This window comes from Brevundimonas sp. (genome assembly GCF_027484365.1).
Classification (GTDB): Bacteria; Pseudomonadota; Alphaproteobacteria; order Caulobacterales; family Caulobacteraceae; genus Brevundimonas.
Genome location: NZ_JAIXTC010000022.1, coordinates 15,687 through 33,233, shown reverse-complemented (window position 1 = coordinate 33,233; position 17,547 = coordinate 15,687). Strand labels below are relative to the sequence as shown.

20 protein-coding genes are annotated in these 17,547 nt (G+C 66.9%); 8 read left to right on the top strand and 12 right to left on the bottom strand.

Features of this window, described 5'->3' with window-relative positions:
- Positions 1-62: 62 nt before the first annotated feature.
- Positions 63-443: a hypothetical protein gene (locus Q0044_RS11210; protein ID WP_298162261.1), complete on the bottom strand. Its 381-nt coding sequence runs from the start codon at positions 441-443 to the stop codon at positions 63-65.
- A 112-nt stretch (positions 444-555) separates the two neighbouring features.
- Positions 556-882 carry a DUF1491 family protein gene (locus Q0044_RS11205; RefSeq protein ID WP_298162260.1) on the bottom strand — a complete coding sequence of 109 codons (327 nt, stop codon included), beginning with the start codon at positions 880-882 and terminating at the stop codon, positions 556-558.
- 91 nt (positions 883-973) lie between these two features.
- Between Q0044_RS11205 and Q0044_RS11200 the strand changes: the two genes are divergently transcribed.
- Positions 974-1,828 (top strand): hypothetical protein, encoded by an 855-nt coding sequence (locus Q0044_RS11200; protein ID WP_298162259.1) that lies wholly within the window; start codon positions 974-976, stop codon positions 1,826-1,828.
- Here Q0044_RS11200 and Q0044_RS11195 read toward each other — a convergent pair.
- Positions 1,825-3,528: a sensor histidine kinase gene (locus Q0044_RS11195; protein ID WP_298162257.1), complete on the bottom strand. Its 1,704-nt coding sequence runs from the start codon at positions 3,526-3,528 to the stop codon at positions 1,825-1,827. The two genes, Q0044_RS11200 and Q0044_RS11195, sit on opposite strands and share 4 nt — an antisense overlap.
- 188 nt (positions 3,529-3,716) lie before the next feature.
- On the opposite strand from Q0044_RS11195, the gene Q0044_RS11190 reads away from it, so the two are divergent.
- The 4 genes from Q0044_RS11190 (at position 3,717) to Q0044_RS11175 (ending at position 6,511) form a co-directional block, all read left to right on the top strand.
- Complete coding sequence (locus Q0044_RS11190; protein WP_298162256.1) at positions 3,717-4,145, top strand: SufE family protein; 429 nt, start codon at positions 3,717-3,719, stop codon at positions 4,143-4,145.
- Between the two features lie 92 nt (positions 4,146-4,237).
- On the top strand, positions 4,238-4,948 hold the full coding sequence (locus Q0044_RS11185) for a DUF4386 family protein (protein ID WP_298162255.1): 711 nt from the start codon (positions 4,238-4,240) through the stop codon (positions 4,946-4,948).
- A 27-nt stretch (positions 4,949-4,975) separates the two neighbouring features.
- Positions 4,976-5,911 carry an NAD-dependent epimerase/dehydratase family protein gene (locus Q0044_RS11180; protein ID WP_298162254.1) on the top strand — a complete coding sequence of 312 codons (936 nt, stop codon included), beginning with the start codon at positions 4,976-4,978 and terminating at the stop codon, positions 5,909-5,911.
- A 15-nt stretch (positions 5,912-5,926) separates the two neighbouring features.
- Positions 5,927-6,511: a Crp/Fnr family transcriptional regulator gene (locus Q0044_RS11175; RefSeq protein ID WP_298162253.1), complete on the top strand. Its 585-nt coding sequence runs from the start codon at positions 5,927-5,929 to the stop codon at positions 6,509-6,511.
- Here the strand turns inward: Q0044_RS11175 and Q0044_RS11170 are convergent, their stop codons facing one another.
- The gene (locus tag Q0044_RS11170; RefSeq protein ID WP_298162252.1) at positions 6,512-7,228 is read right to left on the bottom strand and encodes a DUF6456 domain-containing protein; all 717 of its coding nucleotides are present in this window, start codon (positions 7,226-7,228) and stop codon (positions 6,512-6,514) included. It lies immediately after the preceding gene.
- Positions 7,225-7,590, bottom strand: coding sequence for a chromosomal replication initiator DnaA (locus tag Q0044_RS11165; protein ID WP_298162251.1), 366 nt, complete (start codon positions 7,588-7,590; stop codon positions 7,225-7,227). The genes Q0044_RS11170 and Q0044_RS11165 overlap by 4 nt, the downstream gene beginning before the upstream one ends.
- A gap of 342 nt (positions 7,591-7,932) precedes the next feature.
- Between Q0044_RS11165 and ctrA the strand changes: the two genes are divergently transcribed.
- Positions 7,933-8,646, top strand: a complete 714-nt coding sequence (gene ctrA / locus Q0044_RS11160; protein WP_298162250.1) for a response regulator transcription factor CtrA — start codon at positions 7,933-7,935, stop codon at positions 8,644-8,646.
- Between the two features lie 97 nt (positions 8,647-8,743).
- Here the strand turns inward: ctrA and Q0044_RS11155 are convergent, their stop codons facing one another.
- The 7 genes from Q0044_RS11155 to Q0044_RS11125 all read right to left on the bottom strand — a co-directional run bounded on the left by Q0044_RS11155 (position 8,744) and on the right by Q0044_RS11125 (position 14,998).
- Entirely contained in the window at positions 8,744-9,382 is a 639-nt protein-coding gene (locus tag Q0044_RS11155) for an SOUL family heme-binding protein (RefSeq protein WP_298162249.1), read from the bottom strand.
- 138 nt (positions 9,383-9,520) lie between these two features.
- On the bottom strand, positions 9,521-10,576 hold the full coding sequence (locus Q0044_RS11150) for an endo-1,4-beta-xylanase (RefSeq protein ID WP_298162410.1): 1,056 nt from the start codon (positions 10,574-10,576) through the stop codon (positions 9,521-9,523).
- A 13-nt stretch (positions 10,577-10,589) separates the two neighbouring features.
- A complete protein-coding gene (locus Q0044_RS11145) occupies positions 10,590-11,000 on the bottom strand; it encodes a flagellar export protein FliJ (protein ID WP_298162247.1) in 411 nt (136 codons plus the stop codon).
- Positions 11,001-11,025: 25 nt separating this feature from the next.
- Positions 11,026-12,366 carry a flagellar protein export ATPase FliI gene (gene fliI, locus Q0044_RS11140; RefSeq protein WP_298162246.1) on the bottom strand — a complete coding sequence of 447 codons (1,341 nt, stop codon included), beginning with the start codon at positions 12,364-12,366 and terminating at the stop codon, positions 11,026-11,028.
- A 117-nt stretch (positions 12,367-12,483) separates the two neighbouring features.
- Complete coding sequence (locus Q0044_RS11135) at positions 12,484-13,353, bottom strand: Brp/Blh family beta-carotene 15,15'-dioxygenase (protein WP_298162245.1); 870 nt, start codon at positions 13,351-13,353, stop codon at positions 12,484-12,486.
- 132 nt (positions 13,354-13,485) lie between these two features.
- On the bottom strand, positions 13,486-14,259 hold the full coding sequence (locus Q0044_RS11130; protein ID WP_298162244.1) for a bacteriorhodopsin-like: 774 nt from the start codon (positions 14,257-14,259) through the stop codon (positions 13,486-13,488).
- 118 nt (positions 14,260-14,377) lie between these two features.
- Positions 14,378-14,998, bottom strand: a complete 621-nt coding sequence (locus tag Q0044_RS11125; protein WP_298162243.1) for a LuxR C-terminal-related transcriptional regulator — start codon at positions 14,996-14,998, stop codon at positions 14,378-14,380.
- Between the two features lie 292 nt (positions 14,999-15,290).
- On the opposite strand from Q0044_RS11125, the gene cysK reads away from it, so the two are divergent.
- Entirely contained in the window at positions 15,291-16,265 is a 975-nt protein-coding gene (cysK, locus tag Q0044_RS11120) for a cysteine synthase A (protein ID WP_298162242.1), read from the top strand.
- Positions 16,266-16,309: 44 nt separating this feature from the next.
- Entirely contained in the window at positions 16,310-17,527 is a 1,218-nt protein-coding gene (locus Q0044_RS11115; RefSeq protein WP_298162241.1) for a DUF2336 domain-containing protein, read from the top strand.
- Positions 17,528-17,547 lie beyond the last annotated feature (20 nt).

Genomic DNA, 17,547 nt, shown 5'->3' with positions numbered 1-17,547 from the left:
AGAAGGTTTCAACCTAGCGGGGCATGCGTCCGATAGACAAGCGTCGGTGTGACGGCCTGGCCTCAGGCGGCCATTCTGCCCCAGACGGCGCGGTCCGCGGCGACGGCGTCCAGCTTGCCCTTGCGGCCGCGCAACATGAGCTGGTCCAGCACGGCGGCGGGCAGGGCGCAGAACTGCGGCTCGACCAGGGCCGGGTCGCAGTCTGTCTCGGGTGCCGCGAACAGGGCGGCGTTCACCTCCGGCGAGCGGTCGTGGATCAGCCAGGCGAGACGACGGGCGCGTTCGGGATCGTTCCGGTGAAGCAGCGGGTCTTCTGCAAAAAGCTCGCAGCCGAGTTCCATCAGATAGTCGAAGCCCAGCTTCTCGAACCGGCGCGCATCGGCCGACGTGACCGGAGAGGCCTCGTCCAGGTCGAACACCACGTCGTTCAGGAGAAACAGCATATTGGGGCACTCGCTTGCCGCCGACGTTTCTCGCCGACGTCGTGACCCTAGGTCCGAGTGGTTTTCAATCCGGTTCCCGAACGTCGTTAAGGATTTTCGACTGTTGAAGGGCTCAGTCCTGGACCGTCTCGACGATGAAATGCCGGCCCTCGCGATCTTCCACCTCGACCACCCAGAGGTCCGGGTCATAGGTGCGCTGGCGTTCGATATAGGCGTCCAGTTCGCTTTCGGTCCCGCTGACCGGCTGGATCCAGAGTCGGTCTCCATCCTGGCCGAAGGCTTCCGAATACAGCCGCGCCGTCCGGTCGGAGGTGTTGTAGGCCTTCACGATCACGGTCCCGGCGCGTGCGTCGCCCCGGCGCACGACGGTCGCACTGGCCCCTTCGATCCCGGCGCGGCGGATCAGGGCGCCGACCCACAGGTCTGAGTTCAGAAGCAAATCGGTAACCCTGCTCGGAAACGGGACCGGAACGCCGTGGCGCTACGGTGGGCTCATGAGGATAGGCCTTTCGACCCGCACCGCCAGAGCCATGACCGCCGCTGTCCTGATGGCGACGACGCCCGCGGCCGCCTTCGCCGACGGCACCGGGACCTTCTACGATCGGACCTTCATTCTGGCGGCGCACGAGAAATGCCGGCTGTTCCTGGCGCCGGTCGCGGGGGCCCTGTCGGCCGCGACCCTGCAGTCGCGGGGGGCGGCCCTGCGCGCCGGCACGACAGAGGCGACGCTTCAGGCGACGGCCGCGCGGGCCCGGTCGCGGGCGCGTCAGGTCTCCTGCGCCAACCCCGAACTGGCCACGGTGCGGGACCGGGTCGCCGACGCCTTCGCCGGCTGGCAGCGCATTCCCCGGATGGATTTCATCGGCGACCGCGCCACCTGGACCGCGGATCGTGTCCGTCGGGAGGTCGCGACCTGGCGTCTGGTGCAGACCTCGGTCACCGGCGCCTCGCCGGTGCGGTTCGGCCTCAGCGCAGCCGCTCCGGGCTCGGGCACCGTATTCGGCGGAGAAACCCTTTCGGCGGTCGTGTCCTTCGTGGGCCGTCCGCGTCCCTATGCGACGCGGATCGTGATGCGCGACCCGACCCTGGCCGCCCGTCCGTGGCTAACTGCCTCCGGCCGCGCGGTCCTGCCGCCCGAGACCGCGCGCCAGGAAGTCTGGTCCGCCGGAACCGCCCCGGCCGCGGCGACCTTGCTGATGACCGGCAAGACCCAGGGCGAGACCTGGTATTTCCCGTCGACGGCGGGCGACCGGCTGTCCCGCCTCGACCCGCGCGAGCCCTTCCTGATCCAGTTCCTGTTCCGCGACGGCAGCGTCGCGACCGCGACCTTCGAGGCCGGGGACTTCGCGGCAGCGCGGGCGTTCGTGGCCTTGGGCACGGTCTAGCCGCCCAGGTTCAGCGCAATGATCTCCGCTCCGCCTTCGGGCGCGACCGGGCGCACGGCGACCGCGACCGGCATTCGCACCGTGACCGCCGTGCCCTCGCCGAGGGTCGAGTCGAGGCTCATCCGGCCGCCGTGCAGTTCGGCGAGGGCGCGGACCAGGGAGAGGCCGAGGCCAGTGCCCTGGATCTTCTGCTCGACGGCACCGGCCTGTTCGAACGGGCGACCGAGGCGTTTCAGGTCGCGGGCGGCGATGCCGACGCCGGTGTCCGATACAACCAGCTCCAGGTAAGGGCCGATGACCTCCAGCGTCAGGGTCACCGATCCGCCAGCCGGGGTGAATTTGATCGCGTTGGACAACAGATTGAGCGTGATCTGCTTGAGCGCGCGGCGATCAGCGTCGACGGTCAGGGGGTCGTCCGGGACGAGGCTGTTGAGGCCGATGCCCTTGTCGGTCGCCGTGACGCGAACGAGGGCGACGGCGGCGGAAACCACCTCGCGGGCGTCGAACCTTTCGCGCGACAGCTCGTAGCGTTCGGCCTCGATCTTGGACACGTCGAGCACGTCGTTGATCAGTTCCAGCAGGTGGCCGCCGGCCTCGTGAATGCTGTCGGCATAGTCGGCATACTTCTGGGGCAGGGGTCCGAACAGGCGCTGGCGCATGATGTCGGAGAAGCCGAGCACCGCATTCAGCGGCGTGCGCAGTTCGTGGGACATGTTGGCGAGGAAGCGGGTCTTGCCGCTGTCCCTGGCCTCGGCCTCGGCACGGGCGGCCTCCAGGCCGATCTCGGTGGCGAACTGACGGGTGTCGTCGAAGGCCTGGGCAATCAGGCGCGGGCCGCTGTCTCCGTCGTCCATCCGGCGAATGATCAGATTGACGCGGCGATCGAGCGCGATCCGCGGCGCGAACTGGGCCTGGCCTTCCTGGCCTGCCACCGCGCGGTCAATGGCGGCGAGGACGGCGGGACGGTCGGGGGCGTGGACAGCGGCGAACAGGCCCGACTGGAACAGGCCCTCAGGGTCCAGGGCGGGCGGGGCGGAACCGTAGGCGGCCAGGATGCGACCCGCCGGCTCGAGCACCAGTGTGAGCGCCGGCTGGGCGGCCAGCAGGGTCTCGATGCGCTGGCTCATGGCTTCCGCGGCGTTCAGCTTGTTTTCGCGTAGCCGCCATGAAAGGCGCACGGCCAGAACGGCGAAGACCATGGCGAGGACGACGGAGGCCGACGCCGACAGGGGCTGGCTCTCCGGTTGGCCGACGAAAAGGGCAGAGAGCTGGCCGCCGAGCGCCGCGACCCCCGATCCGACCGCGCCCGCCTGGGCCAGTCTGACGCCATGCCGGGGGCCGCCGAGCGCCAGGGCTGCGACGAAGGGCATGATCCCGTACCCGGCCAGAGGTCCGGCCAGTCCGCCCGACAGCATGGCGGCTGCCAGGGCCGCGAGGGTCCACACCATCAGCAACAAGGAGCGCTCGCCCGTTCCGTCCCGCCATACCAGGGCAAGGCCCGCGAGGCCGGGTACTGCGATGGCCGCGGCGCCGAAGATCGCCGGGCCGCTGAGCCAGCCCAGGGTCGCACCGGTCACGAGCGAGAGGATCGCACCCCCGGCCCAGGCCGCGTGCCAGGCCGTCAATGCCGACAGTCCGTCGCCCATCGCGCGCGATGGCGGCGGAGAGGCGTGCGGATCGTGGCGGGGGGCAGAGGTCAAACAGGTGTCCGGGCGGCCGGGGCGAGGGGCCATATGGGGAGGGCGCCAGCCGGCGAGACTAGCGTTGCAGCCGAGTCGCCTAAAGCCCGCACCCGCAGGAGGCGACTCCGTCGGGGTGCGCCAGGGCCGACAACCGGGGATGGACGGGCCGGTTGTCGTTACTCCGCGCGCGGCCTATCTGACGGGGCATGATCGAACCGGCCGACAGCATCGACGCGACCCTGAACGAACTGGCCGAGGATTTCGAGGTGCTGGAGGACTGGGAACAACGGATCGCCTACGTCATCGACCTCGGCAAGGATCTGGCACCCCTGCCGGACGCCGACCGGAACGAGGCCAACAAGGTGCCCGGCTGCGCGGCCCAGGTTTGGCTCGCCTCGGGGCGGGAGGGTGGCCGGCTGACGTTCCGAGCCGACAGCGACAGCGCCATCTCCAAGGGCAACGTGGCGCTGCTGCTGAAGCTCTATTCAGGGCGGCCGGCCGACCAGATATTGGCCTTTGACGCGAAGGCGGCGCTGGACCGGCTCGGCCTGCCGCAAGCGTTGACGCGGCAGAGGGCCAATGGACTCAACGCCATGGTCGGGCGGATCCGGCAGGAGGCGATGGGTTCGAACTGAACCGGCGTTCTTCTTAACCCGGATCAAGGCGGTACGCCCGGCCTCACGTCACAAGTTCTCCGTCGCCCACGTTCGGGCCGAAGGAGACCACAATGACTTTGACCGCTTCGCCCGTGCCCAGTCGCGTGTCGGGCCTCTGGGCCGGACTGACCTTGTCGGCCCAGTTTGTGCTGATCTGGACCACCTTCTTCATCCTCTCGTCCGCGATCGACTGGCCCGCCAGTCTGGACGACCCGGCCGCCATCGCCCTGCCGCGCCTTCTGGAGAACAAGCCGGCCGTCCTCATGGGCTACGCCAGCTATCTGGCCGCCGCGCTGCTACTCGTGCCTGCCACCGCTGCCCTCAACGGCCGGCTCGGCCTGTCGGGACCGATGGCGGGCCTGAATCTGTCGCTCGCCACATTTGCGGCGCTCGCGAAAGCGATCGGCATCAGCCGGTGGCTGTTCGTCATGCCCGCCCTGGCCGACGCCTATAACCAATCCGGCGCTGCCACGGGTGGTATCGATCTGCTGTTCAGCGCGATCAATGCCTACGCTGGCGGCATTGGCGAGGTGATCGGCGTCGGCCTGGTCAGCGGCCTGTGGAGCCTGTCCATCGCCGTGTCCCTTTGGCGTGTTGGCGGGATCCTGCCGACGGCGCTCGCGGGCACGCTCGGCCTGACCGGGTTGGGGCTGTTTCTGACTATCCCGGCCGGGTTCGGGATGGATCTGGGGCCGGTGCTCACCCTGACCAATATCGCCTGGCAGTTCGCCCTGTTTGCGATCGGCCTCTGGGCCCTGACGCCCGTCCGCCCCCGTCACTGATCCCGCATCCGGCAAGGAACTTGAGTCATGACCGCACGTCACGTCGTCTTCGGAACCGGCCCGCTGGGCCGCGCCACTGCCCAGGCACTGATAAGGCGGGGGCAGGCTGTCGCCCTCGCCAGCCGGGGCGGCTCCATGCCGGAACCTCCCGACGGAGCCCAGGTCATCGCCGCCGACCTGAACGACCCTTCGGCCGCTCGCGGCGCCTGCGAGGGGGCCGCCGCAGTCTACCTCTGCGCCCAGCCGCCCTATCACCAGTGGCCTGGATTGTTCCCTGCATTGCAGGCCGCCGCCATTGAAGCCGCCGCCTCGGTTGGGGCCCGGCTGGTCGTGGGCGAGAACCTCTACGGCTACGGCCCAGTGAAGCAGGTCATGACGGAGGACCTGTCTCTGGTCCCCAATACGCGGAAAGGTCGCGTCCGCGCGGACATGCATCGCGACCTGATGGCCGCCCATGATGCTGGCCGGGTCGCGGTCGCGGTGGCCCGGGGTTCGGATTTCTTCGGTCCCTGGGTCGCCGGCTCCGCCGTCGGCGAACGTGCCTTCCGGGCCGTGGTTCAGGGCAGGCCGGCCGAGGTTTATGGCGACTCAGATGCGCCGCACAGCTACACTTTCGTCGAGGATTTCGGCACGGCCCTTGCGATCCTCGGGACCGACGACCGGGGCGCCGGCCAGGTCTGGCATGTGCCCAACGCTCCAGCTGTCTCGACCCGAAGGTTCCTGGAACTGGCCTTCCGGCTGGCGGAGCAACCGTCCCGCCTGAAACGCTTCACTCGCCTTGAGCTGGGCCTGATCGGTCTGTTTGTGCCGCCGGTGAGGGAAAGCATCGAGATGCTGTATGAGTTCGAGCAACCTTTCGTGGTCGATCATTCGAAATTCATCCGCACCTTCGGCGACATCTCCACCCCGTTGGAGGCCGCCCTGGCACGGACCATCGACTGGACCCGGGGTCATCTGGGCTGAACCGGGGCGGTCGTGATGGACAACGCGGATCTGATGGCCGAAATCCTGCGTCTGGCGACGCCGCGTGTCCCGGATCCCGAGGCGTTGGCGGTCCTGGTGAGCAGCGCGCGGGAACAGGCTTTTGAGAAGGGCCGCCACCTCGCTCGCGCCGGCGACCCGGCCGAGGGGCTCTGGTTCATCCGCCAGGGACTGGTCCGCTACTATTTCCTTGCTGACGGGGTGGAGCACACTGGCCAATTCTTTGACGACGGCATGTTCTTCGCCGACGTTTCCGCCCTGACGACCGGGCAGCCGGGGCTTCAGAATATCGACGCTCTCGCACCGACGCGGGCCGTGCTGATCCCCCGTGCGGCCCTGTTCGCCGCCTATGATGCCGATCATGCGCTGGAGCGTTTCGGGCGCCGTCTGATCGAGGAAGCCATGGCCGGCGTCCAGCGCCGCAACGCCGCCCTGCTCCAGCTGTCCGCGGAAACCCGCTATGCTCGTTTGATTGAGATGCGGCCCGAGATCGTGCGGCGCATACCGCAATATGTGGTAGCATCCTACCTGGGGATCACGCCGGAGGCCCTGAGCCGCATCCGCCGACGCCGAATCGCCTGATCACAAGATCCTGTAGTGGTCTGCCAAGGCTGCCAGCCCCTGTTTGAGCAACCATTTTCCGGCCCGCCGCCGCAGTCCGAAATCCTGCTCGGCAAGCTGGATCGGCCGACCCCGGATGCAGATGTGCTCGACGAAACCTCGCGTGGCCGGACCGCATGCTTCCATCGCCTCCGCGACACGCCGCCACGCCGCCAGCGCGCGGTCGCCGGGCTCGAGACGCCCTGAAGACCCGCCGCCGCCCGCGCGGGGCAGGGCGTCCCAGCGCATGGTCAGGGATGGACCTGATTGAGCGCGTTCGGCGTCGAGCCTGAGGCGTTCGGCGGCCGCGATCTCGGCGGGGGACAGCCAGGGACGGCCCTCGGCGTCCCTGCGGCGAGCCAGCCATCCGATGGGGCTCTCTCCCAGATTGGCGCGGCGCAGGGTCAGACGACCGTCGGGCTCCATGACGGCCCGTTCCCCCTCGATCCGACCCGGTGCGCCGTGTGGTGGCGAGGGTGGGTTCGTCGGGGCGGGGCGTTCGACCCAGCCGCCGCCCTTGCGCGCCTTCAGGCCGGGGCTTTCGACGAGGGCGCGGAAGGTCGCCTCGTTCAGCGTCATGGCGGCGCGCGCCCTGCGGTCGCCGCCGATCCGCAGGGCGTAGCTCCCGTCCGCCGCGGCGAGGTCGATCCAGCCGCCCCGCGCCAGCAGGCCGCGCGCCCGGACCGCCGGGCCGCTCACGCCACCTCCGGCAGGTCAGTGACCGGCGGGGCGTCGCACAGGCCGAGGATGGTGGCCGCCAGTTCGTCGAGCAGATCGTTCAGATGAGGTTCGTCGCGCGCCTCCTCCATCCGGGTGCAGGCCCTCGACACAGTCTGCCGGTTCAGGCCGAAGGCGTGACCGACGCGCTCGAGCGTCCAGCCCAGCGCCACATGGGCGAGATACAGCGACACGCGCCGGACCCGCAGCGCCGGCAAGGACAGGCGGCCCTTGCGGGTCAGGGTTTCCATCGGCGTCCCCAGGCGCATCGCCACGACGTGCATCGTCAGGTCGGCTCGGTCCCGATCCTGCGACGGTACGATGATCCGATAGGGTGTGTTCAAAGCGGTCCTCCCAGGTCGATGCGCGTCCGCCATGCTAAGGGCGGGCGTGCGTCATGCTAGGAATATGGTCCGGTGTGACGTCAGGATCGGTCGTACCTCCAGTTGTGGCGGGACTGCCGCGAATTTCATGTAGGCGCATCAGGCACGGCCAAACGGCGGGCGGCGAAAATAATTCGAATCGTTGACTCGTGGAGTCTCGACGCGATTCGCAAATCACCCCAGATTCGCCTTCATGGGGTGGCGTTAATACTTCTTAAGGGTTCGACGGGTTAACTCTCGAACAAGGTTACCCGGGCTTATTCGTCGGGTCATATGGTCTAGCTTTTGCCTGGAGGGGCATGAATGCGCGTTCTGCTTATCGAAGACGATCATGCGACTGCGCAGAGCATCGAGCTGATGCTGAAGTCGGAAGGCTTCAACGTCTACACGACCGACCTGGGCGAAGAAGGCATCGATCTGGGCAAGATCTATGACTACGATCTCATTCTTCTTGACCTGAACCTGCCGGACATGAGCGGCCTGGAAGTGCTGCGCCAGCTGCGCGTCGGCAAGGTCAATACGCCGGTCATGATCCTGTCGGGCTCGACGGAGATCGAGACCAAGGTCAAGACCTTCGGCGGCGGCGCTGATGACTACATGACCAAGCCCTTCCACAAGGACGAGCTGATCGCGCGCACCCACGCCGTGGTCCGCCGCTCCAAGGGGCACGCCCAGGCCATCATCCACACCGGCGAGATCGCCGTGAACCTGGACGGCAAGACGGTCGAGGTGCATGGCCACCGCGTCCACCTGACGGGCAAGGAATACCAGATGCTGGAGCTGCTCTCGCTCCGCAAGGGCACGACCCTGACCAAGGAAATGTTCCTGAACCACCTTTACGGCGGCATGGACGAGCCCGAGCTGAAGATCATCGACGTCTTCATCTGCAAGCTGCGCAAGAAGCTGGCGACGGCCGCCGGCGGCAAGCACTATATCGAAACCGTCTGGGGCCGCGGCTACGTCCTGCGCGACCCGTCGGAAAACACCGGCTCCGCCCCGGCCAGCGCCGCCGCCTGAAAGGGTCAGGCCTGAAGCCGGATTGAAACGCCCGCCGGAAACGGCGGGCGTTTTGCTTTTCCGCTGCAGTCGGGTCGGCCGATCGACCGGGTCGGCTCTAGTCGCGCTCGACCCGGACCGCGACCTCGTTGCGGCGCATCGGCGGCAGGGTCCAGGGCGGGTCGTAGAACCAGACGACGGGCTCCCCGCGCGCGGTCCATCCACTGCCGGCCAGTCCGGCCAACAGCTGGGCCTTGTGCGTCTCTACGGCGCGGACCGAGCCGACGCCGCTGAACCTCATCACCGCATAGGTCTCCGCCGGGACGACGACCAATTCGACCGTCGGGTCGTTCGGAACGGGGAGTTCGTCCATCGTATAGGCTGCAGGCATGAAGAACTGGACCGTCCAGCGGTCGTCCCCCGACGGCGTCTGGGCCACGGGCGCGGTCATGGCGATTGACTGCGATCCGCCTCCGCCGGCCTGCGAGACGGGGGCCGTCATTGCGATGGAGGACCGCCGCGCGTTGCCGCCGAAGATATATCCTGCCAGCCTTCGAAAGCCCTGGTTGCGGGCCGCATCGCTGTTGCCGGTCACCACGGTCTGGGCGGCGATCCGCTCGCCATACCGCCGGATGTCGATTGCGCCGACGGTTGCGACGCTCTGATAGGCCGGCTCTTCGGTGCCTGATCTCACCCCGACCGTCGAACAGGCCGTCGTCATCAGGGCCGCACCCACGGCCGCCAACGCATGTCTCATGATCAAAGCCTTGTAGAAGGAGCGGAGGATCGCTGTCTGCCTTAACGCACAGAACGTCCTCGCGGGTATCGGCGATCTTTGTCTACGGCAGAAGAAACCAACGACCCGCCTGAGCGGTGACCATCATCTGCGGCCGGATCAGCCGGCCCGCATCGTGTCGGCGACGGCCTTGAACATGGGATTGGGGCGTCCGGCCGCGTCGAACAGCAACGGGCTGTCCTTGCCGTCATCACGGGCGTCGCGTCTCAACCAGCTGTCGGTGTCGCGCAGCCCCCAGACCGTGAAGGCGAAGCGCTGTGCGGGCGGCAGGTCCATGAAGGCTTCGGTCAGTTCGGCAACGCGGGCGGTCTGTTGTTCGATCTTCTGTCGGGGCGACCGCAGATCGATGCGGCCCTCGGATCGCAGGCTGGCGTCGAGCTCGGAGACATGGATCGGCAGGCCGAATTGGGCAGCCTCACGGAAGAAAGCAGACGTCAGGCCGGCGGGAATTTCGATGTCGAGATGGGACTGGGTGCCGATGCCGCCGACGGGGACGCCGGCCTTCAGCAGACGTTCGACCAGGCGGAGGAAGGTCGAGCCCTTGGTCGGCAGGTTTTCGAGATTGTAGTCGTTGAGGAACAGGACCGCGTCGGGATCGGCCAGCTTCGCCTGTTCGAAGGCGCGGGCGATATAGCCGTCCTGGCCGAGGGCCTCTGACCACAGGCAGGTGCGCAGGCCGTTGCCGTCTTCGGCCACTGCCTCATTGACCACATCCCAGCCGGTGGCGCGACCGCGATAGCGACCGGCCACAGTTGCGATGTAGCGGTCGTACTCGGTGCGGAATCGCGTCGGGTCCAGCGAGCGGAAGAAGGCGCTGTCCTGCGAGTACCAGATCAGGGTGGTGCCGTAGAGGCGCAGGCCGTGGGTGGTGCAGAAGTCGGCGATCCGGTCAGGCGCGTCCCACCGGTAGTCACCGGTCTCCGACAGGATGTACTCCATCTTCATCTCCCACTCAGGCGTGAGCTGGGAGACCTGGGTCAGGCAGAGGTCGACCCAGGCCGAGTCCTCGAACTGGCCGGACATCGCAGCCGTACCGATGGGGAAGGGGGCGATGGATTTCAGCGGGGTCGCCGCGATCGCGGGCGCGGCGGAGGCGTTCTTCTCACAGGCGGCCAGCGCCAGGGCGGAGGCGAGGAGTGCGCGGCGGTCGATCATGCCGCGCGGGAAATCAGGCGCTGCGGCGACGCAGGCCCATTTCGTCAAAGGCAGCGGTCTCGCGCTTGCCGGCGGCGATGAGGGCGTTGAGGCGGGTGGTCTCGGCGACGTGCTCGAACTTCTTGAGCTCGGAATAGGCGTCAGTCAGGGCGTCGCGGGCCCCTTCTTCCTCGGCATCGAGGGCAACGAGATCGGTTTCCGCGGCGCCCTTGCGGGCCTTCCAGCCGGCCAGATAGGCCTGAAGCAGCAGCCCGGCCTCGACGTCGGCGCGGGCGCGTTCGCGTTCCACCTCGACCTCAGCGTCAAGCACGGCCAGGCGCATCTCTGCGGAGACCTTGCGGCTCGAGATCTCCGCGAGGCGCTTCTGCAGCGTCTCGACCTCGTAGTTGGAGATCCGGATCAGCGAATGGGCCCAGGCGGTCATACAGTTTTACTCCAGCGGGCATGGTTCACTGCGCCATGCCCTGATTCAGAATTGCCTCCAGGCGGGTAAAGGAATCGGAAAGACGGGTGACGTCCTCCTTGTCCTGGCCCAGGAAGGCCTCCAGTGCGGGGTTCAGGGCGATGGCCCTGTCGGTGATCGGATCGGCGCCGGCACGATAGGCTCCGATCTTGATCAACTCCTCCATCGAGGCGTAGGCGCTCAGGCATTGGCGGGCGCGCTTGTTCAGTTCGCGCTCAGGTGGGGTCTGGCAGGCGGGCATGGTGCGACTGACCGACTTCAGCACGTCAATGGCCGGGAAGCGTCCGCGCTCGGCGATCTTGCGATCCATCACGATATGCCCGTCGAGGATGCCTCGCACGGCGTCGGCGATCGGCTCGTCATGGTCGCCGCCGTCCACAAGCACGGTGAACAGGGCGGTGATCGGCCCGGCCGTGGTGCCGTCGGGGCGGACCGGGCCGGGGCCGGCGCGTTCCAGCAGTTTGGGCAGTTCTGTGAAGACGGTGGGGGTGTAGCCCTTGGTCGTCGGCGGCTCGCCTGCGGCCAGGCCGATCTCGCGTTGCGCCATGGCGAAGCGGGTGACCGAGTCCATCAGACACAGGACTTCCAGATCCTGGTCGCGGAAGTATTCGGCGATGGCGAGTGTCATATAGGCGGACTGGCGACGTTTCAGGGCGGGCTCGTCGGAGGTGGCGACCACGACGACGGCGCGGCGCAGTCCCTCCTCGCCCAAGGTCTCCTCGATGAACTCACGGACCTCCCGGCCCCGTTCACCGATCAGGCCGACGACGACGACGTCACAGGTGGCCTGTTTGGCCAGCATCGACAGCAGCACGGACTTGCCGACGCCCGAGCCGGCGAAGATGCCCAGCCGCTGGCCGCGGCAGGTGGTGGTGAAGACATCCATGGAGCGGACGCCCAGATCGAGGCGCTCTCCGACCCGGCCGCGAGAATGGGCCGGCGGCGGCGAGGCGCGCAGGGTGTAGGGGGCGGCGCCCTGGGGCAGGGGGCCTTTGCCGTCGATCGGCTGGCCAAAGGCGTCGATGATGCGGCCGAGCCAGGCCTTGGTCGGGCGGACACTGGCCTGTTCGCCGATGATGTGGATGTCGGCGCCGGGGGCCACGCCCTCGACCGGCCCGAAGGGCATCAGGAGCGCCTTGGAATCGCGGAATCCCACAACCTCGGCCGGCAGGGGCGTCGTGCCGCGCCGACCGATCTCGGCGCGGGCACCCACGGCCAGTCGCGACAGTCCGCCCCGCGCCTCGATCAGCAGACCGCTGACGCCCGCCACCTTGCCGGTGACGATCAGAGGATCGATCGCTTCGACGGCTGAGACGAGATTGTGCAAAGGCTGGCCCCGGGGACTGGCCTTCAGGGATGCTTCATCGTGGTTAACGGGGCATGAAGGTCGGAGGTCGAAGGTCGGGCCAGCGGCCGGTCCGCCAAACCCGGTCAGGCGAGGGGTTCAGGTCGTCAGGCCGGCCACCGGGACCGGATTCTTGCGCTGCAGTCGGGCGGAGATCAGCGGCACCAACATGTGGGGCACGGTCAGGATCGACAGCGTCATGAAACTGGCCGCCATGATCCTGTCGGGCAGGGCGGCTCTGAGTTCCAGTCCGAAGATCAGAACGGCGACCGCCCCCGCCGCAAGGCTGAGTGGCAGAACGACGGCCCACCAGTCTCGAAGGTCCGGCCATGACAGGGTCGCCAGGCTTTCGCGAAAGTGACGTGGAGAGTGGAACAGGCAGAAATAGAGGGCGAACCCCACGAGCGGCGGCAGGACGATCATCCCGGTCAGCGCCACCAGCCCACCGAGGGCTTGTGGCCTGCGTCCCGCCTGCCAGAGGGCCGCAATGGCGATCAGCCCCAGCCCGATCGCCATAGGCAGGACCAGCAGCAGGGCGTCGGTGACCATGGTCGCCTCGATCCGGTCGGTCAGACCGGTAAAGATCAGATCCAGTTCAGTACGGTGAAACAGGGTCGGGGCCGACAACAGAGCCAGCGCCAGGCCGGCCCTCAACAGGACCGAACCCGCCCCTTGCCAGTCCTCTGAAAAATGAACGACGGCAATGGCGATGAAGGCGGCGAGCGCGAGGACCGGCTCGATCCGCCACAGGGCGTACATGGACGCCGCCAGTGAAAGATAGAGGAGTACCAGGGTCACCATTCCCATCCAGGGTCCGGCCGCGCGGGCGCGAATGAGCTCGAGGTCCAAGGTGCCATGCGGAAGCCCGAACACCAGCAAGGCCAGGCAGGACAGGGTTGTCGCGACTGGCCCCGAAAGCGGAACGCCGAGCACCAGCGCCAGAAGCGACAGCAACAGGGCTACGATCACGAGCGAGGTCCCCGACAGAGGGGAAACCGGAGGGCCCCTTCGATCCATTGGCATGGACATGGCAATGCCTTCTGTTGGCACGATGCCCGGACAGGCGTTCGGCCTGTCCGGACGGTTCGTGCGATTGGCCGATCAGGCCTTGGCGGTTTCGTAGGCGGCTTCTCCGTATTCGGCCCGCGATTTGCGGACGGCGATGAGATAGACCAGCACGCCGACACCGGCCTTGGCGACGATGTCTGCGATCGTGTAGCCGACCTGGACATAGGTCTCGGCGGCGGCCCCGCCGATGTTGGTGTAGGGGATCATGTAAACGATCGGATAGAAGCCCCACGACGCAAACGTCAGCAGTCGGGCTTTCTTGATCAGTCCCTTAACGCTTTCAGGCTGACGCTCGATCGAGGCGCCCAGACCCTTGAACAATTCCCAGACGATATAGACGAACGGAATGCTCGACAGCGTTCCCCAGATTGCCCGGGTCGTATTGTCGTCGGCGATCTCGCCCGGATAGCCCAGGATGATCATCAAGGCTGCGGCAAAGCCCAGCTTGAGGGACTTCGACATCGTCTCTTCCTGGCTGAGGCGCATAACCAGGATCAGTTCGATCAGAAGAAGCGGCACAGTCAGGAGCCAGTCGACATAGCGATAGGCGTCGTTGAACGCCAGGCCCGTCACGGTGATGACGCCGTCGCGGACCTCGTAGGCGGACTCCCAGCTCTCGAAGATGCGGAAATAGTGATAGGCCGCGATGGCCGTCACCAGACCGGAAATGGTCAGGGCTGTCTTGTAGGCGGGTCCGACCTGGGACCGGCCAAACCACAGGAACAGCGTCGCCGCGGCCATTGTGGCGAATGTGAATGAGAAGGCGTTGTAAACGAGCAGGTATTGCCCGATCTCGATGGTCGGCATGGCAGTGTTTCCTCCGAAGGGCCCGGTCGGGCCTTGCCGGGGAAGACTTCAGCCATTCGGAGGTTCCTTTCCATACGGCCTTTAGGCCGTATTCAGGCGCCCACAGAAGCATCGGTTACTAAAGACCGGCCTCGACTGCCAACCGGATGGCGTCGGCGATATTATGGGTGCCGATCTTTTCCAGGATCAGGGCGCGGTGCATCTTGACCGTCTTCTCGCTGAGGCCCAGGTGGAACGAGATCTGTTTGCTGCGGTACCCGGCAGCGATCTGCTGCAGCACCTCGCGTTGGCGAGGTGACAGGGTCCTCACCACCTCGACGGCCTGGTGGTGGCGGCTGGACGACGGGCCGACGGCGTCCTGATCCAATTCGACCTGGGAGCCGATGAAATACTCCAGCTCTCCGTCGGGCAGGAATACGGGAGCGACAAGGACGGCGTTGCGAAACGGCTGACCGTCTCGCTTGTAGTTCAGGATTTCGACCAGGGTCGGTTTCCGGTCCCGCGTGCCCTGACGGATGCGTTCGGTCAGCCAGGGCTCTGTCGCCGGTCCGGCCAGAAAGCGGCAGTTCCGCCCCACGATTTCGTCATCATCATACCCGGTCAGGTCACAGAACGCCTGGTTGACTGCGATGATTGGATTGTCTGGCAAGCGCGGATTGCTGATCACCGAGGCGATCGGACTGTTGACGATGGAGGACAACAGGACGCTGCCGTCCTCGTCCAGGTCATAGTCGATCACCGCGTCGCCCTCCCCCTGCCATGAGCATAGGCCCGGAAGAGAGCAAAAGCGAAGCCGAACCCGTCGACGGATGTCGGGCGGAACCAGAGCGTCCATCAGCACCCGCCTGGGCCGCGCCGTTGGGAGCGGATAGAGCATTTCGCTGGGTGGGGATCAGATAATCTGGCTTGTGCACGATGGACGACGGCCTATGTCACGAGGTGCGCGGTCTCGGTCGCGCCCTGTCCAACCGCATGATGCGCACGATCCGCAGAGTGTTTTCGACGGTGCATATTTCGACCCGGAGCTCCCCATGTCCGACACCGCCCCCAACGCCCGCGCCACCCATGGTCGAGGCAAGGTCTATGACTCGATCATCGACACCATCGGTGACACGCCCCTCGTCGGTCTTCCGCGTCTGTCCGCCGAGTATTCGCCGAAGGCGCGCGTGCTTGCCAAGCTGGAGTTCTTCAACCCCATCGCCTCCGTGAAGGACAGGATCGGGGTGGCGATGATCGAGGCGCTGGAAGCCTCGGGCAGGATCGCTGCGGGCAGCATCCTGATCGAGCCGACCAGCGGCAACACCGGCATCGCCCTGGCCTTCGTGGCCGCGGCCAAGGGCTATCGCCTTATCCTGGTCATGCCCGAGTCGATGTCGATCGAACGTCGCAAGATGCTGGCCCTCCTGGGCGCCGAACTGGTGTTGACCCCTGCCGAGAAGGGGATGAAGGGCGCGATCGCGATGGCGACCGAGCTGCTGGAACACACTCCCGGCGCTGTCAGTCCGTCGCAGTTCGAGAACCCCGCCAATCCCGCCATTCACCGCGCGACCACGGCGGAAGAGATCTGGAACGACACGGCGGGCGCGGTGGACATCGTCGTCGCCGGCGTCGGAACCGGCGGCACGATCACGGGCGTGGGCCAGGCGCTGAAGGCGAAGAAGTCGTCGATAAGGATGATCGCGGTCGAGCCCACCGCCTCGCCGGTCCTGTCCGGCGGCGAGCCAGGGCCGCACAAGATTCAAGGGATCGGCGCGGGCTTCATTCCCGCTATCGTCGACCGCTCGATCATCGACGGCGTCGAACAGGTCTCCAACGAGGACAGTTTCGAGATGGCTCGCAAGGTAGCTCGCGTCGAAGGCATCCCGGTCGGTATCTCGTCCGGCGCCGCCTTGACCGCCGCCTTCCGCCTGGCCGGACTGGACGAAAATGCAGGGAAGACGATCGTCGCCATCATTCCCAGCTTCGCGGAGCGCTATCTGTCGACGGCGCTGTTCGAGGGGCTGTAACCGTCACCGCCGGTTAACCCGCGCAACGTTAGTCTCGCGGCGTCATGTCCGATCCGGCGACCGTTCCAGCTCCAGAGGCTCCTCAGCCCGCTTTCCGGGCGCGGCATGCGTTGTTGAAGCGACTGGCCGACGTCGTGTCTCTGCCCGGCAGTCGGGTCAACGCCTTCGAGCGCTCGGTGACCGGAGATCTGCTGGTCGAGATGTTGCGGCTTGCGGCCCCGCGAGAGCGCCAGAGGGTCGCGACGAGGCTGGCGCCCCTGGCCGAGTTGCCGAACAGTCTGGCGCGGATGCTGTTGAGGGACGATCCGGCCATCGCCGGCCTTCTGCTGGAGCAGTGCGCCTCCCTGACCGACGCCGACCTGGTCTCCTGCGCCCGCGACACGGGGACTGAGCACCGCTTCCTGATGGCCGGCCGTCGCGGTCTGGCCGAGGTGGTGACCGAGACCCTGATCAGCTTCGGCGAGCAGGGCGTGATCGAATGCCTGTTGCGCAACACTACAGCACGCCTGTCCCAGAGCGGGGTCGAGGCCGCCGTGGCCCTGAGCCGTCAGATGCCGGTGCTTTGCGGCCATCTGTTGCGGCGGCCCGAGCTTCGTCCGTCCGGCGCCTATGTGATGTTCTGGTGGGCCTCGGCCGAGGATCGCAAGATCATTCTGCAGCGTTTCGCCGTCAGCCGCGAAGTCATGCAGGAGGTGGTCGAGGACGTCTTCGCAATGGCCGCTGCGGAGGGGTGGCAGGATCCGGTGTCCCGCAAAGCCCTGCAGTTCATCGAGCGACGCCAGAGGAACCGGGCAGCCATCGACAAGAGCCCCTACGACAGCCTGGAGCAGGCCGTCACTGTCGCTGCCCGGGATGGACTGAGCCGGGAGGTTGCGGCCGAGATCGCCTATCTCGCCGGCGTCAAGCCGCTGACCGGCGCCAAGATCATGGGCGACGTCGGCGGTGAGCCCCTGGCCATCCTGTGCAAGGCGACCGGCATGTCCCGCGTCGATCTGCAGAATCTGTGGAGGTCTGTCCGGCGACCCGAGACCTTGCCCGATGGGCGCGTGCATCCTGACTGGGATCGCGTGCAGGTGACCTATGAGATGTTGGCAGTCGATCGGGCCCAGACCGTGCTTCGTTACTGGAATTGGTCACTGTCATCGGCCCTGTCGCCTGACCTGCTGAGGGCGATCCGTGAAGGCGACAGCCAGGCTCTGGACGACTATTCCACGCCCGAACGTGCGGCAATGATGGCCCTGGCGGAAAACTTCGGGCGCTGAACCTGCCCCATGCGGCCGGA

Bases quoted from the DNA above. Each gene is read 5' to 3' on its own strand.
- Q0044_RS11180 (WP_298162254.1), top strand. From the start codon at position 4,976: ATGACCGCACGTCACGTCGTCTTCGGAACCGGCCCGCTGGGCCGCGCC.
- Q0044_RS11155 (WP_298162249.1), bottom strand. From the start codon at position 9,382: ATGAGACATGCGTTGGCGGCCGTGGGTGCGGCCCTGATGACGACGGCC.
- cysK (WP_298162242.1), top strand. From the start codon at position 15,291: ATGTCCGACACCGCCCCCAACGCCCGCGCCACCCATGGTCGAGGCAAG.
- Q0044_RS11150 (WP_298162410.1), bottom strand. From the start codon at position 10,576: ATGATCGACCGCCGCGCACTCCTCGCCTCCGCCCTGGCGCTGGCCGCC.
- Q0044_RS11115 (WP_298162241.1), top strand. From the start codon at position 16,310: ATGTCCGATCCGGCGACCGTTCCAGCTCCAGAGGCTCCTCAGCCCGCT.
- ctrA (WP_298162250.1), top strand. From the start codon at position 7,933: ATGCGCGTTCTGCTTATCGAAGACGATCATGCGACTGCGCAGAGCATC.
- Q0044_RS11200 (WP_298162259.1), top strand. From the start codon at position 974: ATGACCGCCGCTGTCCTGATGGCGACGACGCCCGCGGCCGCCTTCGCC.
- Q0044_RS11145 (WP_298162247.1), bottom strand. From the start codon at position 11,000: ATGACCGCCTGGGCCCATTCGCTGATCCGGATCTCCAACTACGAGGTC.
- Q0044_RS11185 (WP_298162255.1), top strand. From the start codon at position 4,238: ATGACTTTGACCGCTTCGCCCGTGCCCAGTCGCGTGTCGGGCCTCTGG.
- Q0044_RS11175 (WP_298162253.1), top strand. From the start codon at position 5,927: ATGGACAACGCGGATCTGATGGCCGAAATCCTGCGTCTGGCGACGCCG.
- Q0044_RS11210 (WP_298162261.1), bottom strand. From the start codon at position 443: ATGCTGTTTCTCCTGAACGACGTGGTGTTCGACCTGGACGAGGCCTCT.
- Q0044_RS11130 (WP_298162244.1), bottom strand. From the start codon at position 14,259: ATGCCGACCATCGAGATCGGGCAATACCTGCTCGTTTACAACGCCTTC.
- Q0044_RS11190 (WP_298162256.1), top strand. From the start codon at position 3,717: ATGATCGAACCGGCCGACAGCATCGACGCGACCCTGAACGAACTGGCC.